Source organism: Phaeobacter sp. JH20_29 (assembly GCF_048056175.1).
GTDB lineage: Bacteria > Pseudomonadota > Alphaproteobacteria > Rhodobacterales > Rhodobacteraceae > Phaeobacter > Phaeobacter bryozoorum.
Genome location: NZ_JAYMWO010000018.1, coordinates 525,475 through 542,175, shown reverse-complemented (window position 1 = coordinate 542,175; position 16,701 = coordinate 525,475). Strand labels below are relative to the sequence as shown.

Genomic DNA, 16,701 nt, shown 5'->3' with positions numbered 1-16,701 from the left:
TGGCGACCTTTTTGACTTATATGTGATCAGCTCAGTTGGCTTGACGGCGCAGGAATGCGGGAATTTCGATGCGTTCCTGCTCAGGGTTCGCCTGCCGCTGCGGCTGCGCTGCGGGTGCCGCCTGCTGGCCGTGATGCGCAACCTGGGGCTGGTGCATCGGAGCCTGCTGTGTAGCGGCCTGCTGCATGGGCGGCTGCTGACGTGCCGGTTGCTGCGGCTTGGCGGCCTGGCCTTCAGCGGCGCTGCCGGTCATGCGATGGATCAGCGAATTGAGCCCAAAGCGGCGCTGTTCGTGACCCGCTGCAGCGGGCTGCTGCACCTGCTGCGGGGCCCGCGGCTGAACCGTGTCGATCGACGGGCGCTGCTGCATCTGTGTCTGCTGCATCGGCTGCTGAGGCTGGGCGCGCTGCGCAGCCGCCTGAAGCCGCACGATCGCCTCGGGCGACGGGGTACCGGGTGCGGGCGCCTTTGGTGCCACAAAGCTCTCGGCCTGATGGGCCGCAACTTCGGCCTGCGGCTGGAATTCCGGCGCGGGCGTGCCCTGATAGGCCGGTGCGGGCAGACCGTCGGCGCCCAGCTGTTCGCCTGCGTCCTCCAGCACCTCTTCATAGTGACCTTCAGCGGCGGCCTGACCATCGTCGAATTCCGCAAACAGCGACGGCTCTTCCTGAGCGGCGGCCACGGGTTCGGCGGCAGCTGCGGGCTGCTCAACCGGGGTGCTCAGCTCCAGCGGCGCGGCGCTGCGGCTGTCTTCGACGCTGACGGTCTGCTTCAGCGGTGCCGACATCGGACGGCGCGGCACCGGAATGTCGGAGTGCACATCCACGGCATCAATACCGGTGGCCACAACGGAAACCCGCATCTTGCCTTCCATCGCGGTGTCGAGGGTCGAGCCGACGATGATGTTTGCGTTGGGATCGACCTCTTCGCGAATGCGGTTGGCCGCTTCGTCCAGTTCAAACAGGGTCAGGTCATGTGCGCCGGTGATGTTGATCAGAACACCCTTCGCGCCCTTGAGGCTGATTTCGTCCAGCAGCGGGTTCGCGATGGCCTTCTCGGCGGCCTGCACGGCGCGATCTTCGCCCTCGGCCTCGCCGGTGCCCATCATCGCCTTGCCCATCTCGTCCATCACGGCGCGCACGTCCGCAAAGTCGAGGTTGATGAGACCCGGACGCACCATCAGATCGGTCACGCCTTTGACACCCTGATAAAGGACATCATCCGCCATCGAGAACGCCTCGGTGAAGGTGGTCTTTTCATTGGCCAGACGGAACAGATTCTGGTTCGGAATGATGATCAGCGTATCGACGACCTTTTGCAGGGCTTCGACACCCTCCTCGGCCTGACGCATCCGCTTGTTGCCTTCGAACTGGAACGGCTTGGTGACAACACCAACGGTCAGCACACCCAGTTCACGGGCGGCCTGCGCGATGATCGGCGCAGCCCCGGTGCCGGTGCCGCCACCCATACCTGCGGTGATAAAGCACATATGCGCGCCCGCGAGGTGATCAACGATCTGTTCAATGCTTTCTTCAGCGGCAGCAGACCCAACCGAGGGGCGCGCGCCGGCGCCCAGACCTTCGGTGACTTTGATGCCCAGCTGGACGCGGCTTTTGGAGGCGCTTTGCTGCAGCGCCTGCGCGTCGGTATTGGCGACGACAAAATCCACGCCGTCCAGCTGTTTGTCGATCATGTTGTTGACGGCATTGCCGCCTGCCCCGCCGACGCCAAACACGGTAATCCGGGGCTTCAGCTCTTCCTGGCCGGGCATCGAAAGGTTCAAGGTCATGCTCGTTCCGCCTGTGTTATCAGCCCTCCCGCAAGGGCCTATTCCTGTCCATCTTTGCGACAATCCTACCGCGCAGCACGAGTCGCGTCATCCAAAAAAGCGCTATTTTCCACAAAATATAGACATAGTATTGTCTAATTTCGCGACATTTCGCCGATTTTGGCAAATGCTGTGGAAAGCCCAGCAACACACCACAACATGACGGCAGCCTCCGAAAACCAAAGCCCTCGAAAGCACATCTCGTCACTGATACTGGTGGCCACTGCTCGGCCTACATGCGCCGCATGATGCGGTCGTTACCGGAACATTAACGCGGCAGGATTTCGCTGTCACCCGCGAAACCGCCTTGCCAGCAAAGTTTTTCGTTAACATTTGATTAATGAAGACGGCACTGCGAAGGCGCGGAGCGGGCCTGCACCCCCTGCTCCGGCAGAGGCCTCACCAGTTGTCGCGGAACCATTTTACCGCCCGTTTCAGCGTGCCGCTGGCGTTGCGGTCCACCGGCATCTCAAAATCCCACCACTCATCCTGCGGATGGGCGGCAAACAGGCTGAGACCAACGGCGGAGGCAAAGCCGGGACCGGTTGCCGACTGCGGCAGGCCGTGAACCCGCAAAGGCCGGCCGAGGCGCACCTGCTGCCCCAGAACCCGGCTCGCCAGCCCGTCCAGCCCCATGATCTGGCTGGAGCCTCCGGTCAGCACGATCTGCTGGCTTGGCAGGCTGTCAAACCCGGCGGCATCCAGACGGGCGCGCACCTCTTCAAGGATCTCTTCGACACGCGGACGCATGATTCCGATCAGCTCGGCCCGGCTGACAGTGCGGCGGTCATGTTCCCAGTCGCCGGTATCGGCGTGGATATCAATCATCTCGCGGTCATCGGCGCCGGTGGCATGGACGCCACCGTGAAAGGTCTTGATCCGCTCGGCGTTGGCCGTCGGCACCCCCAGCCCCATCGAAATATCGCTGGTGATGTGATCACCGCCCATACGCACCGCATCGGCATAGATCATATGTTTCTTCATAAAGACCGAAATCGAGGTCGAGCCGCCGCCCATGTCGATACAGGCCGCCCCCAGCTCCTGCTCATCCTCAACCAGTGCCGCGAACCCGGACGCATAGGCCGAGGACGCGATGCCCGCCAGCTCCAGATCACAGCGCTGGATGCAGCGCACCAGATTCTGCACGGTCAGCGCATCAACCGTCAGCATGTGCATATCCGCCGCAAGGGTCTGCCCCATCTGTCCGCGCGGGTCATTCAGACCCGACCGGTTGTCCAGCGCAAAGTTCACCGGCTGGGCATGCAGCACCTCGCGTCCGGCGCCATATTCCGGCACCTCGCAGGCCGCCAGCACGCGGGCGATTTCATTCTCGGTCACCACCTGACCTTCCAGATCCACCTGCGCATCCAGCCCGTAGGATCGCGGATTGGCCCCGGAAAAACAGGCGATCACGTGATCCACCCGCACCTCGGCCATCTTCTGCGCGGCCTGAACCGCCGTGCGGATCGCACGTTCGGTTTCCTGCATGGCGGTGATCTCGCCGAACTGCACCCCGCGCGAGCGCGTCGTGGCCGCGCCGATCACCCGGAACCCCGACTGCCCCGCCAGGGACCCAATGGAATTATCCTCGCTCAGCCGCCCGGTGCCGTCGAAACGCAGCACCAGACAGGCAATCTTGGAACTGCCCACATCCAGAATGGCCACAACACCGCGCTGCATCGCCTGACGTCGCATCTGCCGCATGGCTCTTTGGGATTGGTAGAGATCGGTCATATCATAGCCCGCCTGCGTTCAACTGTCGGATCCGCCACCAGTCCTCGACGGCGTTCTCGGTCATTCTTACGGTTGGACGCGCCGCCAGGCGCATATCCACCACCGCCACATCACGCTCCAGAAGGTCGCGCACTTCGCTGACGGCAATCACCCGCTCCAATGCGGGCACCGGATTTTCGGCCGGCAGCATGATCCGCTGGCCACGGTCCAGCACCAGATCCCAGCGCCGTTCGCCAATCCGCACCAGCCCACGCATCCGCGGTCCCAGCGGCTTGGCCACCGCAAACAGCCGCAGCGCCTCCTCAATGGCGTCGTCGGCATTGCGCCCGGCCACCAGCGGCAGATCCGGGTGCATATTGCGCGCGCCCAGCTCAGCCACATGCACGCCATTGGCATCCAGCAGCGCCAGACCTTCGCGGCTGCGCCAGACAACTGCGGGTTTGCGCTCTTCCACCGTGACCTGAAGCACCCCACCCGGGCGGATCCGCACATCCGCCGTCCGCACCGGATCCAGACCGGTGATTTCGTCGCGGATCTGGGCCAGATCCAGATCGAAGGAGCTGATGGGAAAATCAATCGGCACCACTTCGCGAATATCTTCGGCCACGCTGCGCCCCGCCCCGTCGATGGCCATCACATTGACCATGAATTCGGGGCGCTCCTCGATCGAGGCCCGCAGATCGCTGATCATCACCTGCAACCGGTCGCGTCGCGCCTCATCCGCCATGAACACGGTGCCGGCCACAAAGACCAGACAGAAGGGAATGCCAAAACGCACACCAAAGCGAATGCCCGGCGTCAGCATCCAGCGCTGGATGCGATAGGTCAGACGGGAGGGGGCAGGATCGGAACGCCCCTCGCGGGGTTTGCGAAACCGCGTGATCAGCGAGGGCATGTCGCATCCTCAACCAGCCAGGCGCAGAGCTGCCCGAATGTCATACCCACATGTTCCGCCTGCTCCGGCGTCAGCGACGTCGGCGTCATTCCGGGCTGGGTATTGGTCTCCAGCAGGATCAGCCCCTCGGCGCCGCGCGTTTCGTCCCAACGAAAATCGGTGCGGCTGATGCCCCGGCACCCCAGCGCCTCATGGGCCTTCACTGCATATTCGAGACAGAGCGCAAAGATCTCCTCCGGGAGATCCGCAGGCAGCACATGACGCGAGCCACCGGGTTTGTACTTGGCGTCATAGTCATACCAGCCGTCGGTCAGGATATCGGTCACCGTCAGTGGTCTGTCGCCCAGTACGGTGGTGGTCAGCTCGCGGCCTGGGGCAAAGCTCTCGACCATCACCTGATCTGGCATGTCCTGCGACAGCTGCGGCGGACCGTTGGCGACTTCATTCACCAGATAGACCCCCACGCTGGAGCCTTCGTTATTCGGCTTCACCACATAGGGCGGCGCCATCACATGGCCGGCCATCACCTCGGTCTTGGAATAGATGCCGCTCTCGACAACCGGCAGACCTGCGGCGCGATAGATGGATTTGGCCCGCTGCTTGTCCATCGCCAGGGCAGAGGCCAGCACGCCGGAGTGGGTATAGGGGATGCCGAGCCATTCCAGCAGCCCCTGCACGCAGCCATCCTCGCCCCAGCGGCCATGCAGGGCGTTGAACACCACGTCAGGACGATCCGCCTGCAAACGCGCCGCGAGATCCGGACCCGCGTCCAGTTCTGTAACCTGATATCCCTCGTCCCGCAGCGCGGTGGCGCATTCGCGCCCTGTGGACAAAGACACCTCGCGTTCAGCCGAGGGGCCACCCATCAATACCGCCACTTTCGGGAGTGTCCTGCTCGACTTACTCACGACAAGCGCCTCAAATGTTCCGGGGCTTCTCGCCCCTTGTTATGCGGTCGTAAATTGACCCCAATTCGCGCAGGCCAAGGCCTGCTTTTTCGTCTTGCGAGGTCTATTCCCCGCACCGGACGGACCACTGTGGTTCGCTGTCACCACATTAACGTCATAAACGTTACCGGCCCGTTAACAGTGCCTTTACCAAGATCGCGCTTTTCCAGTTCGCCAGCTGCTGCGATTCCCACAGGAGCAACCTGCTGATCAGAGATAACCCTCTGAAAAACATGGCCTTTATCGGCTATTTGGAAAGCGGATCCCCCACCCGCATGATTTCCCACTCTAGCGTTATGCCAGAATTGGCGTAAACCTCTTTTCTGACATCTTCGCCCAATCCCTCAAGATCTGCGGCAGATGCGCCACCTGTGTTAATCAAGAAATTGGAATGCTTCTCGCTCATCTGGGCACCGCCGCGCCGGGCGCCGCGCATTCCGGCATCATCAATCACTTTCCAGGCCTTCAGATCATGGACATCATCGGCCTGACCGGTCGATGAAAACCCCGCCGGATTGCGAAAGGTCGACCCGGCTGACCGGTCCTTTGTCGGCTGGGTGGCATCGCGTTTGGCCAGCTGCTCTTCCATGCGCGCATGCAGGGCTTCGGGATCGCCCATCGGGCCGCGCAACACCGCCGACACCAGCACCGCCCCCTCCGGCAGGTCGCTCTGGCGGTAGGCGAATTTCAGGTCCTCACCGCTCAGCCTCACCACTTCACCGCTGCGCAGCACCACCGTTGCCGACTGAAAGACATCTGCGACATAGCTGCCATAGCAACCGGCATTCATCCGCACCGCGCCACCGATCGAACCGGGAATGGTGCGCAGAAATGTCAGATCCACCCCCGCATCCGCGGCCTTGCGGGCCACATGGGCATCCAGCGCAGCAGCGCCAGCGGTCACCGTGTCGCCCTCGACCTCAATCGCGTTGAACCCGCGCCCCAGCCGGATCACCAGCGCCCGCAACCCGCCATCACGCACGATCAGGTTTGAGCCGACCCCCATCGGGAACACCGGCACCGATGGATCCAGAGACCGCAGAACATGCGCCAGATCCTCCACATCGGCAGGCTGAAACAGATAGTCCGCCGGTCCGCCAACCCGCAGCCAGGTCAACCCTGCCAGATCGCGATTCGGATGAAGCTTGCCGCGCAGCCCGTCGATGTTCATATGCTCTGCCCCTGCCTGTCTTGGCGTCCACCCCGGCCAAGCGAGCCGACGCAGCACCCAGCGGGCAAACGACGACGAGACTCAGCAGCCCGGACCGGCCCTGCGTGTACTCCGGTTTTGCCCATGCACACAATGGCCCAGCCCGCAGCCCGGCGCAAAGGGCAGAGCGCTCATTCGTGGAAATCGGCGGGGTTCAGCTGCGGCTCAGGCGGTTGCGCAGCCAGCGGCCCAGATAGATCACCGGCCAGCGCAGCATCGACATGCCCGCAAACAGCGCCGCCAGCCCCCACCAGGGACCGTTTTCATAGGTGACATAGCCCAGCAGCGGGATGCCAAAGGCAATCAGGAGATAGGCGCGCGACCAGTGATTGTCCCGGCTTGGCAGCATCGCCAGCACATTGGCGGCCACCACCCAGAGACAGGCCAGGATCAGCGACTGCGTCATTCGCCAACCTCCGGCCCGGAGGCCCGGCGCAGGCGCGACAGCACATGCAGCAGCGGACGGCGGAACATCGACACCAGCGCAAAACAGCCAAAGGCAGCGGCAAACCAGCCGTGGTCTCGCCCCAGGAAATAGATCAGCACCGGCGCCACAGCGACCAGCGCAATCCCCGGCCCTCGCTGCCAGCGAACCGGCAGGGCGGCCACGCCGGTGGCAATGAACACCCACAGGACAGAGGCCAGCAGGCTCAGCATGGCGCTGCCTCAACCGCCGGGACGCTCGCCCGCGGATAGGAGATCACGCCAGCCACCCTCAGCCCCGCAACCGCTCGGGCAGACCATTGGCCCAGGCGCTGATGGTACCCGCCCCAAGGCAGACGACCATATCGCCGGGTCGGGCCTGTTCACGCACCAGCCGCTCCAGATCGGGTTCATCCAGCAGCGCGCGGGCATGGCGATGGCCATGACGGATCAGACCGGCCACCAGATCGTCGCGCCCGGCGCCCTCGATCGGGTCTTCGCCCGCGGCAAAGACCTCGGCGATGGCGACCACATCGGCCTCGTTGAAACAGGCGCAGAAATCCTCGAACAGGCTGGACAGGCGCGAATAACGGTGCGGCTGATGCACCGCGATCACCCGGCCCTCGCAGGCCTGCCGGGCCGCTTTCAGCACGGCAGTGATCTCGACCGGGTGGTGGCCGTAGTCGTCAATAATGGTGACACCGTCCACTTCGCCCACTTTGGTAAAGCGGCGGTTGACGCCGCCAAAGGCCGCCAACGCCTCGCGGATCTCACTGCTTTTCATGCCCAGATGGCGCGCCACGGCCACTGCCGACAGCGCGTTGGAGACATTGTGATCCCCAGGCATCGGCAGGGTGCAGCCCTCGATCACGTGATCCTCGGCCTGAAGATGAATATCAAAATGCGCCACGCCCGCCTTGTAGGTCAGGTTGACTGCCCGCACATCTGCCTGCGCGTTGAACCCATAGGTCACGACCCGGCGGTCGGTGATCCGGCCAACCAGCGCCTGCACCTCGGGATGGTCGGTGCAGCAGACCGCGACGCCGTAGAAGGGAATATTGGAGACAAAGTCGTAAAACCCGTCGCGCAGCGTGTCGAAATCACCCCAATGCTCCATATGCTCAGGGTCGATATTGGTGACGATCGCAATGGTTGCGGGCAGGCGGTTAAAGGTGCCGTCGCTTTCGTCGGCCTCAACCACCATCCACTCGCCCTGGCCCATCCGCGCGTTCGACCCATAGGCGTGAATGATGCCGCCATTGACAATGGTCGGGTCGAAATGACCGGCCACCATCAGCTCCGCCATCATGGTGGTGGTCGTTGTCTTGCCATGGGTGCCTGCGATGGCGATGTTGGATTTGAGCCGCATCAGCTCGGCCAGCATTTCGGCCCGGCGGACCACCGGCAGGCCACGCAGGCGCGCCTCGTCCAGCTCTGGATTGCCCGGTTTGATCGCCGAGGAAATGACCACAACCGCCGCATCTTCCAGATTTTCTGCCGCCTGCCCGACAAAGATCCGCGCGCCCAGCTCTTCCAGCCGGTTGGTGATCTTTGACGCTTTCAGATCCGAGCCCTGCACCACATAGCCAAGGTTCAGCAGCACTTCGGCGATGCCGGACATGCCGATGCCGCCGATGCCAACAAAATGGATCGGGCCCACATCACCGGGGAGTTTGGTCGCAGGGTTCATGTCATTCCTTCCTCGGACAGCTGTTCAACAAGCCCCACCAGCCGCTCGGTCGCATCGGGAATACCCACTTGCAAGGCGGCCCGTGCCATCTGGCTGGCACCATCGGGATTGCTGAGAACCGCGCTCATTTGCTCTGTCAGCGCCGAAACGTCAAGAGCGCTTTCCGGGATCAGGATCGCCGCCCCGGCATCGACCAGCCCACGGGCATTGGCGCTCTGGTGGTCGCCAGCCGCCGCGGCAAAGGGGATCAGGATCGACGGGCGGCCGATCACCGAGATATCCGCAACCGACGACGCACCGGAGCGCGAGATCACCAGCTGCGCCTCCGACATGCGGGCGGGCACATCGGTGAAAAACGGCTGCACATCCGCCGCGATCCCCTGTTCGGCGTAGAATTGCGCAACCCGCGCACCATCTTCATCGCGCGCCTGATGCGAGACCCGCAACCGGCTGCGCAGCGCCTCTGGCAGTGCGGCAATCGCTGCGGGCACCACATCCGACAGAATCCGCGCGCCCTGGCTGCCGCCCATCACCAGCACCGACATCGGATAGTCACCCGGCGGAATATAACCGGCCCCAGCCCGCTCCAGCACCGCAGCGCGCACCGGGTTACCGACATGGACGCCATCAACCCCCTCCGGCAGCGCCGTGGGCCAGACGCCACAGGCCACCCCGGCCACACGGGGAGCAAACAGCTGATTGACCCGGCCCAGCACGCCGTTCTGTTCATGGATCATACGCGGCAGCTTCAGCAGGGTCGCAGCCCCCAGTGCCGGGATCGACGGATAGCCGCCAAAGCCGACCACCACGTCAGGCCGGTCCCGCCGCATCTGCATCGCCATCCTTGTGACACCTGCGGCGATCTTCGGCGCGACCATCGCCTTGGCCAGCAGCCCGCCGCGGGCAAAGGTGGCCGAGGGCACCTCGGCAATCTCGGTGGTATGCGGATAGCCGCCGGTGTACCGCGCGCCCCGCGCGTCCGTTGACAGTTTCACCCGCCAGCCGCGTCTCAGCATCGCCTCGGCCAGGGCCTGCGCGGGGAACATATGCCCCCCGGTGCCACCCGCCGCCATCAAGAGCAATTTCTGCGCCATCGTATTTTCGGTCTTTCTGTCTCTGCTCACTCACCCCCCCGACCGCGCAGGGCAGACCGAGGGGTGCGCTTCAATCGGGCAGGCTCAGCCGCGCCCGTGTCCGCGCAGGAAATCTGCAATCTCCCCCTGCGGGCGCGACCGCGAAAACGCCAGCAACATCCCCACCGCGATCCCGCCGGCAATCAGCGAGGAGCCACCGTAGCTCACAAACGGCAGGGTCATGCCCTTGGCCGGCAAGAGCCGCACCGCAACGCCCATGTTGATCATCGCCTGCACGCCAAAGGTACAGACAAGACCGGTTCCGGCAAGCCGGATAAACGTGTCGCGCTCCCGCATCAGCCGGAACAGCGTGCGGGCCACCACCGCCGAATAAAGCAGGATCAGGATCACCACCAGCACCAGCCCGTATTCCTCGGCCGCCACTGCGATGATGAAATCGGTATGGGCATCCGGCAGCGACCATTTCACCTCGCCCTCGCCAACGCCGACACCGAACAACCCACCTTCGCGGATGGCATTGGTGGCATAGCCCATCTGGGTGGTCGGGTCGATTTCAGGGTTCAGGAAGCCGTCGATGCGACGGGCAAAATGCTCGGAGCTGGAATAGGCCACAACCCCGCCCATCACGACCACCGCCGCCATGATCACCAACAGCAGCATCGGCGCACCGGCCACGAAATACATCACGCCCCAGCCGAACAGCACCAGACAGGCCTGGCCAAAGTCAGGCTGCATCACCAGCATCAGCACCACCGTCAGGCACAGGCCAAAGGACATCAGCGTGCCCGGCGGGCCGTTGATCTGCTGGCTCGCGGCGATCATCCAGGCCGCCACCACGATGAATCCGGGCTTCAGGAACTCCGACGGCTGCAACGAGGCAAAGCCGAGGCTGTACCAGCGCGTCGCGCCCTTGCCGAAATCGGTGCCAAACACAGGCAGCAGCGCCAGCGCGACAAAGGCGCAGATAAACCCGATCACCGCCAGTCGCCGCACCAGCGTTGGCGACATCATCGAGGTGATCAGCATCGCCACCAGCCCGGTGATGCCAAAAATCGCCTGCCGCTCGACATAGTGGAAATTGTCAAACCCGTTGCGTTCGGCCAGCGGCACCGAAGCGGCCAACCCCAAGAGCAGCCCGATGACAAACAACATCAGGACGCAGGACATCGTCCATTTGTCCAGCGTCCGCCACCATTTGGGTAGAATCGGCTCGCCCGCCTGTACGGGGAGCGCGCCATAGACCATTTCAGTCATGGAAGTACCGCCACTATCTGCCTCGTCATCCGTCCCGTTTTCGGGATCGTTAGGCAAACAGTAACCGGAAACTTTGCCTCAGGCCACCCTCTTCCTCTTGCCTTTGGCAGTTATCCGCGCCTATGGCCGGGCATGGCATATGAAACCCTGATCCTTGGCGCCGGCGCGGCCGGCATGATGTGTGCAACCCGCTCCGGCGCAGGCACCCTGGTGATTGATCACGCAAAGGCGCCGGGCGAGAAAATCCGCATTTCCGGCGGCGGGCGCTGCAATTTCACCAATATGTACGCCAGCCCCGAAAACTACCTGTCGCAGAACCCGCATTTCTGCAAATCCGCCATGGCGCGCTACACCCAGTGGGACTTCATCGAGCTGGTGGACCGCCACGGCATCGCCTGGCATGAAAAGACACTGGGCCAGCTGTTCTGTGATGGCTCGGCCAAACAGATCGTCGCCATGCTGGTGCAGGAGATGCAGGCCGCCGGGGCCGAGCTTTGGTTGCAGACCTCCGTCACCTCGGTAAGCCGCAGCCCGGATGGGTTTCGCGTCGCGGTGGAGCGAGAGGGCAAGCCGCAGGTGCTGACCGCGCGCAATCTGGTGATTGCCACGGGCGGCAAGTCGATCCCGAAGATGGGCGCGACCGGTCTGGCCTATGATCTGGCGCGCCAGTTTGAGCTGCCGCTGACCGAAACCCGCCCGGCACTGGTGCCGTTCACCTTCTCCGAAGACCGCTTCAAACCTCTTGCGGGCGTCGCCCTGCCCGCACGGCTTTCCAATGAGCGCACCAGTTTTGACGAGGCGCTGTTGTTCACCCATCGCGGCCTCTCCGGCCCCTCGGTGCTGCAACTGTCGTCCTACTGGCGCGAGGGGGAGCAGATCCGCGTCAACCTGATCCCGGAAACGCCGCTGTTTGATCACCTGCGCCGCCAGCGTCAGGAAACCGGGCGCAAGGATCTGACCACCGAACTGGCCCGTCACCTGCCCGGACGGCTGGTGGAGTTCCTGGCCCCTGAATTCGCCCTGAAGGGGCGGCTCGCCGACCAGTCCGACGCCGCCTTGCGCGATCTCTGCGACCAACTGGAAAACTGGACGCTCACCCCTTCGGGCAGCGAAGGCTATCGCACCGCCGAGGTGACGCTGGGCGGCATCGACACCGATGCGCTGTCGTCAAAGAGCATGGAGGCCAAGACGGTTCCGGGGCTTTATGCGATTGGCGAAGCGGTTGATGTGACCGGATGGCTGGGCGGCTATAACTTCCAATGGGCCTGGGCCTCCGGCGTCGCGGCCGGAACCGCTATCGCCGCCAAGGGCTGAGCCTCGGGCGTCTCCGCTCGGGCCAGCCCGAAACGCCGCCCCGTTCACCCCTCGCATCACTCCTCGACAAACACCTTATTGGCCGGCGTGACGCCGCGCGTATAGGTGCAGAAGGTGTCATGCGCATCGGGCGTGGTGGTATGGATCTTGATATTGGTGATCACCTCCACCGCCCCGGCATCGAGACAGGCCTGTTCGGCCTCTTTCACGATCCCCAGCAGCTGATCCAGCTCACCACGCATCGTGGTCTCCATCGCCCCCACCTGAAACGGCAGACCTGAGGCCTTCACCACATCAATCGCGCGGTCCACAACCTCGAAGTTATTGCCCTCGCGCAGCCGGGGAATGACCTGAAAGGCCAGCATCACCGTGTTCTGCGGCGCTGTCGTCTCGGCCATCAGATTGCCTCCCCATCGGGTTGCACCGGGGCCTCCGCCTGTCGCTTCTGCACCTCGGCGATGAAATCCTCTCCGCGCTGCTCGAAGTTGTCATATTGGTCGAAACTCGCTGCCGCCGGGGCCAGAAGGATGGTATCACCCGCCTCCGCCTCAGCGGCGGCCCGGGCCACCGCCTGCGCCATGGTGATGCAGACCTCGGCCTCCACATCCAGCTGCATGGCAAAGCCTGCCGCCTCGCGACCGATCACATAGGCCTTGCGCACTTTGCCGGTCTGGCCGCGCAGAGCGTCCAGGCCGCCCTCTTTCTCCAGCCCGCCACAGATCCAGCGGATATTGTCAAACGCGCTCAGCGCCTTGGCCGCGCTGTCAAGGTTGGTGGCCTTGCTGTCATTCACATAGCGCACCCCCTGATGGGTCGCGATGGTCTGGCTGCGATGCGGCAGACCCGGATAGCTGGCCAGCGCCTCCTCGATCAGGCGCGGGGCCAGCCCCAGTGCCCGCGCTGCCGCATAGGCCGCACAGGCATTCTGATGGTTATGCGCGCCCGGCAGCCCCTGCATCTGACGCAGATCAATCGAGGCCGCCTGCCGCCCCTTGCGGTATTCGCTCAGGAACCCTTTGCGGGCAAAGACCTGCCAGCCCGGTCCGGTCAGTTTCTGGCTGGCCGAAATGCGGATCACCCGGTCATCGCTGGCCGCCTCCGAGAGCTGACCGGCCAGATACAGCCCCTCATCCTCATCGACGCCAATGATCGCACGATCCGGGCCGCCTTCGGCAAACAGCCGGCGTTTGGCCGCGAAATAGCCGCCCATGCCCGCGTGCCGGTCCAGATGATCGGGGCTGAGGTTGGTGAACACCGCCACATCCGGCGTCAGCGCCCGCGCCAGATCGGTCTGATAGCTCGACAGCTCCAGCACCACCACGCCCCCGGAGCCCGGCGGATCAATATCCAGCACACCGCGGCCGATATTGCCCGCCAGCTGGCTTTCGCGACCGGCCTCCTGAAGAATATGGTGGAGCAGCGCCACCGTGGTGGATTTGCCGTTGGAGCCAGTAACCGCCACGATGCGCGGCGCCTGATCGTATTGCTCCCAGCCCTGGGTCGCGATGGACCGGAAGAACAACCCGATATCATTGTCCACCGGCACCCCCGCCACCAGCGCTGCGCGGATCACCGGGTTGGGTTTGGGGTAGAGATGCGGAATACCCGGCGAGACGATCAGCGATGCAACATCGTCAAAAGCCCCGGCTTTTTGCAGATCCCGGCAGGGGAACCCCTCGACCTCGGCCCGCGCCCGCGCGCCGGGGTTGTCATCCCAGCAGACCGGCTCTGCCCCGCCTGCACGCAAGGCCCGCGCGGTGGCAAGGCCAGACCGTCCAAGCCCCAGCACCGCTACAGTTGCGCCTTCGAATCCGGTCACAGGGATCATCGCCTGCCCTCCCATTTGATCTTTGCTCGAATCGCTACCCGATCAGGGGAACCAACACCAGTCCCGTTGCGTTTGCCAGTCCGCCGACACCCGGCTAGTGTCGGCCAAAAATTGGGAGGCCCCACAGCCATGGACGCGCGATTGCAGCAGATCCTCGATGCCATCAACCGCGATCTTCGCGACGATCCCGACCGGGGCGAGGTGGCCAGCTACATTCCCGAACTGGGGCAAGTCGATCCCCACCAGTTTGCCATCTCCGTGGCCACCGCCGACGGCCAGATCTACAGCGCCGGGGATGCCGCCACGCGGTTCTCGGCCCAGAGCATCACCAAGCTTTTTACGCTGGCGATTGCGCTCGGGCGCTCCGGCGATCAGCTCTGGCAGCGGGTTGGTCGCGAACCCTCCGGCACCGCCTTCAACTCCATCGTGCAGCTGGAACATGAACGCGGCCGGCCACGCAATCCATTTGTGAATGCAGGCGCCATTGTCACCACGGATGAGGTGCTGGCGGGCCGCGAACCGCGCGATGCGCTGGCCGAATTCCTGGGCTTTATCCGCGCCGCCGCCGAGGATGACGATATCCACATCAATGGCGCGGTTGCCCGCTCCGAAACCGCCCATGGGCACCGCAATTTCGCCCATGCCCATTTCCTTGCCTCCTGCGGTAATCTCAAGAACGACCCGGACAAGGTGCTCGGCACCTATTTCCACCATTGCGCCACCGAGCTGACCACAACCCAGCTGGCCCGTGCCGGCCGTTTCCTGATCGGCGCCGGTGTCGGCCCGCGGCTGGTCTCGCTGGACCGGGTGCGGCGGCTCAATGCGCTGATGCTGACCTGCGGGCATTACGATGGCTCGGGCGAGTTCGCCTATCGCGTCGGCCTGCCCGCCAAAAGCGGGGTTGGCGGTGGTATTCTGGCCAGCGTACCGGGCAAGGCCAGCATCGCCGTCTGGTCGCCGGGGCTGGACCGCAACGGCAATTCGAAACTGGGCACCGAAGCGATGGAGCGGCTGGCGCGGGAGATGGACTGGTCGGTGTTCTGAGCCGCCGTTGCCAGCCCGGCGCACGCAGGGCTTACCATCCGTTCAGGCGGCAGCGCTATGCTCACATCCGTTGCAACACCAAGATCAGGAGAACGTCCCCGCCCAACTGACCCTTTCAAGGTCAAGACTCCGGGCGTATGGGGATCCGCACAGGCCGACAGACGGAGATGACCCCTGGCAAAGGTCATCCACCCTCCGCCCCTCCGGCGGCGCCGCCTTCTTCTTACGCAAAACCGCCCGAAGCATTTTCAGCCCCGAGCGGTTTCAGATATCAGACCAGATCGGCACACCGCCCCGCAGGATGACCTGCGCGGCGGCGATCCGGCGTGGCTCAGCGCACTTTCAGCGTGGCCAGACCAATCATCGCGAGGATCAGCGAGATGATCCAGAAGCGGATCACGATGGTCGGCTCCGCCCAGCCCTTTTTCTCATAGTGGTGATGGATCGGCGCCATCAGGAAGACCCGTTTGCCGGTGCGCTTGAAATAGAGCACCTGAATGATCACCGACAGCGCCTCCACCACGAACAGCCCGCCGACAATCGCCAGCACCAGCTCGTGTTTGGTGACCACCGCGATGGCGCCCAAGGCGCCGCCAAGGGCGAGCGAGCCGGTATCGCCCATGAACACCGCCGCTGGCGGCGCATTGTACCAAAGGAAGCCCAGACCGCCACCAAACAGCGCCGCGGCAAAGATCAGGATTTCCCCGGTGCCGGGCACGTAATGCACATCCAGATATTCGGTAAAGTCCACACGCCCCACCGCATAGGCAATCACCCCAAGGGTCGAGGTCGCGATCATCACCGGCATAATCGCCAGCCCGTCAAGCCCATCGGTCAGGTTCACCGCATTGGCCGCGCCGACGATCACGCAGATCGAAAACGGCACGTAGAACAGACCAAGGTTGATCAGCGTATCCTTGAACACCGGCAGCGCCAGCTGGTTCTGCAACTCCACCGGATGATAGGCCGAGGCCCAGAGGGCGGCGATCACCGCAATGGTGATCCCAAGCGCCAGCCGCAGCTTGCCCGGTACGCCTGCGGTGTTCTGCTTGGAGACCTTGGCATAATCATCGGCAAAACCGATCAGCGCAAAGGACAGCGTCACAAACAGCACCAGCCAGACAAAGGGATTGTCCCAGCGCGCCCAGAGCAGCGTCGCCGTCACCAGCGCGCCGACGATGAGCAGCCCGCCCATGGTGGGCGTGCCGGCCTTTGCCAGATGCCCTTCGGGGCCGTCATCACGGATCGGCTGACCCTTGCCCTGCTTCTTGCGCAGCACATTGATCAGCGGTGGCCCAAACAGAAACCCAAACAGAAGCGCCGTCAGAAACGCCCCGCCCGCGCGGAAGGTGATGTAGCGGAAGAGGTTGAAAAGATCGCCCCCATCCGACAGCGCGGTTAACCAATAGAGCATGTCAGCCGGTCCTCAGTTCGTCAAAG

General features: G+C 63.8%; 15 protein-coding genes. 2 read left to right on the top strand and 13 right to left on the bottom strand.

Going from position 1 to position 16,701, the window contains the following annotated elements; genetic code table 11:
- Nucleotides 1–31: 31 nt before the first annotated feature.
- The 10 genes from ftsZ to ftsW all read right to left on the bottom strand — a co-directional run bounded on the left by ftsZ (nt 32) and on the right by ftsW (nt 11,075).
- Nucleotides 32–1,789 (bottom strand): cell division protein FtsZ, encoded by a 1,758-nt coding sequence (gene ftsZ / locus VWZ85_RS17535; protein ID WP_416589293.1) that lies wholly within the window; start codon nt 1,787–1,789, stop codon nt 32–34.
- Nucleotides 1,790–2,227: 438 nt separating this feature from the next.
- Nucleotides 2,228–3,562 (bottom strand): cell division protein FtsA, encoded by a 1,335-nt coding sequence (gene ftsA / locus VWZ85_RS17530; protein WP_014874087.1) that lies wholly within the window; start codon nt 3,560–3,562, stop codon nt 2,228–2,230.
- A gap of 1 nt (nt 3,563) precedes the next feature.
- Entirely contained in the window at nt 3,564–4,457 is an 894-nt protein-coding gene (locus tag VWZ85_RS17525; RefSeq protein WP_340545048.1) for a cell division protein FtsQ/DivIB, read from the bottom strand.
- Nucleotides 4,445–5,365 carry a D-alanine--D-alanine ligase gene (locus VWZ85_RS17520; RefSeq protein WP_340545047.1) on the bottom strand — a complete coding sequence of 307 codons (921 nt, stop codon included), beginning with the start codon at nt 5,363–5,365 and terminating at the stop codon, nt 4,445–4,447. Before VWZ85_RS17520 ends, VWZ85_RS17525 begins: the two co-directional genes overlap by 13 nt.
- 286 nt (nt 5,366–5,651) lie before the next feature.
- Nucleotides 5,652–6,575 carry a UDP-N-acetylmuramate dehydrogenase gene (murB, locus tag VWZ85_RS17515; RefSeq protein ID WP_340545046.1) on the bottom strand — a complete coding sequence of 308 codons (924 nt, stop codon included), beginning with the start codon at nt 6,573–6,575 and terminating at the stop codon, nt 5,652–5,654.
- 193 nt (nt 6,576–6,768) lie between these two features.
- Nucleotides 6,769–7,020, bottom strand: a complete 252-nt coding sequence (locus tag VWZ85_RS17510) for a DUF2484 family protein (RefSeq protein ID WP_340545045.1) — start codon at nt 7,018–7,020, stop codon at nt 6,769–6,771.
- A complete protein-coding gene (locus VWZ85_RS17505; RefSeq protein WP_340545044.1) occupies nt 7,017–7,271 on the bottom strand; it encodes a DUF2484 family protein in 255 nt (84 codons plus the stop codon). Before VWZ85_RS17505 ends, VWZ85_RS17510 begins: the two co-directional genes overlap by 4 nt.
- A 58-nt stretch (nt 7,272–7,329) precedes the next feature.
- A complete protein-coding gene (murC, locus tag VWZ85_RS17500) occupies nt 7,330–8,727 on the bottom strand; it encodes a UDP-N-acetylmuramate--L-alanine ligase (RefSeq protein ID WP_416589292.1) in 1,398 nt (465 codons plus the stop codon).
- The gene (locus tag VWZ85_RS17495; protein ID WP_340545042.1) at nt 8,724–9,821 is read right to left on the bottom strand and encodes a UDP-N-acetylglucosamine--N-acetylmuramyl-(pentapeptide) pyrophosphoryl-undecaprenol N-acetylglucosamine transferase; all 1,098 of its coding nucleotides are present in this window, start codon (nt 9,819–9,821) and stop codon (nt 8,724–8,726) included. Before VWZ85_RS17495 ends, murC begins: the two co-directional genes overlap by 4 nt.
- 84 nt (nt 9,822–9,905) lie before the next feature.
- The gene (gene ftsW, locus VWZ85_RS17490; protein WP_416536759.1) at nt 9,906–11,075 is read right to left on the bottom strand and encodes a putative lipid II flippase FtsW; all 1,170 of its coding nucleotides are present in this window, start codon (nt 11,073–11,075) and stop codon (nt 9,906–9,908) included.
- A gap of 132 nt (nt 11,076–11,207) precedes the next feature.
- Between ftsW and VWZ85_RS17485 the strand changes: the two genes are divergently transcribed.
- Nucleotides 11,208–12,389: an NAD(P)/FAD-dependent oxidoreductase gene (locus VWZ85_RS17485; protein WP_416540437.1), complete on the top strand. Its 1,182-nt coding sequence runs from the start codon at nt 11,208–11,210 to the stop codon at nt 12,387–12,389.
- A 56-nt stretch (nt 12,390–12,445) separates the two neighbouring features.
- On the opposite strand, the gene VWZ85_RS17480 is transcribed toward VWZ85_RS17485, so the two are convergent.
- Nucleotides 12,446–12,787, bottom strand: a complete 342-nt coding sequence (locus tag VWZ85_RS17480) for a thiamine-binding protein (protein WP_416589291.1) — start codon at nt 12,785–12,787, stop codon at nt 12,446–12,448.
- A complete protein-coding gene (murD, locus tag VWZ85_RS17475; RefSeq protein WP_416589290.1) occupies nt 12,787–14,217 on the bottom strand; it encodes a UDP-N-acetylmuramoyl-L-alanine--D-glutamate ligase in 1,431 nt (476 codons plus the stop codon). Before murD ends, VWZ85_RS17480 begins: the two co-directional genes overlap by 1 nt.
- A gap of 129 nt (nt 14,218–14,346) precedes the next feature.
- Between murD and VWZ85_RS17470 the strand changes: the two genes are divergently transcribed.
- Entirely contained in the window at nt 14,347–15,261 is a 915-nt protein-coding gene (locus VWZ85_RS17470; RefSeq protein WP_416536756.1) for a glutaminase, read from the top strand.
- A gap of 331 nt (nt 15,262–15,592) precedes the next feature.
- On the opposite strand, the gene mraY is transcribed toward VWZ85_RS17470, so the two are convergent.
- Nucleotides 15,593–16,675, bottom strand: a complete 1,083-nt coding sequence (mraY, locus tag VWZ85_RS17465; RefSeq protein WP_061048820.1) for a phospho-N-acetylmuramoyl-pentapeptide-transferase — start codon at nt 16,673–16,675, stop codon at nt 15,593–15,595.
- Between the last annotated feature and the right edge of the window lie 26 nt (nt 16,676–16,701).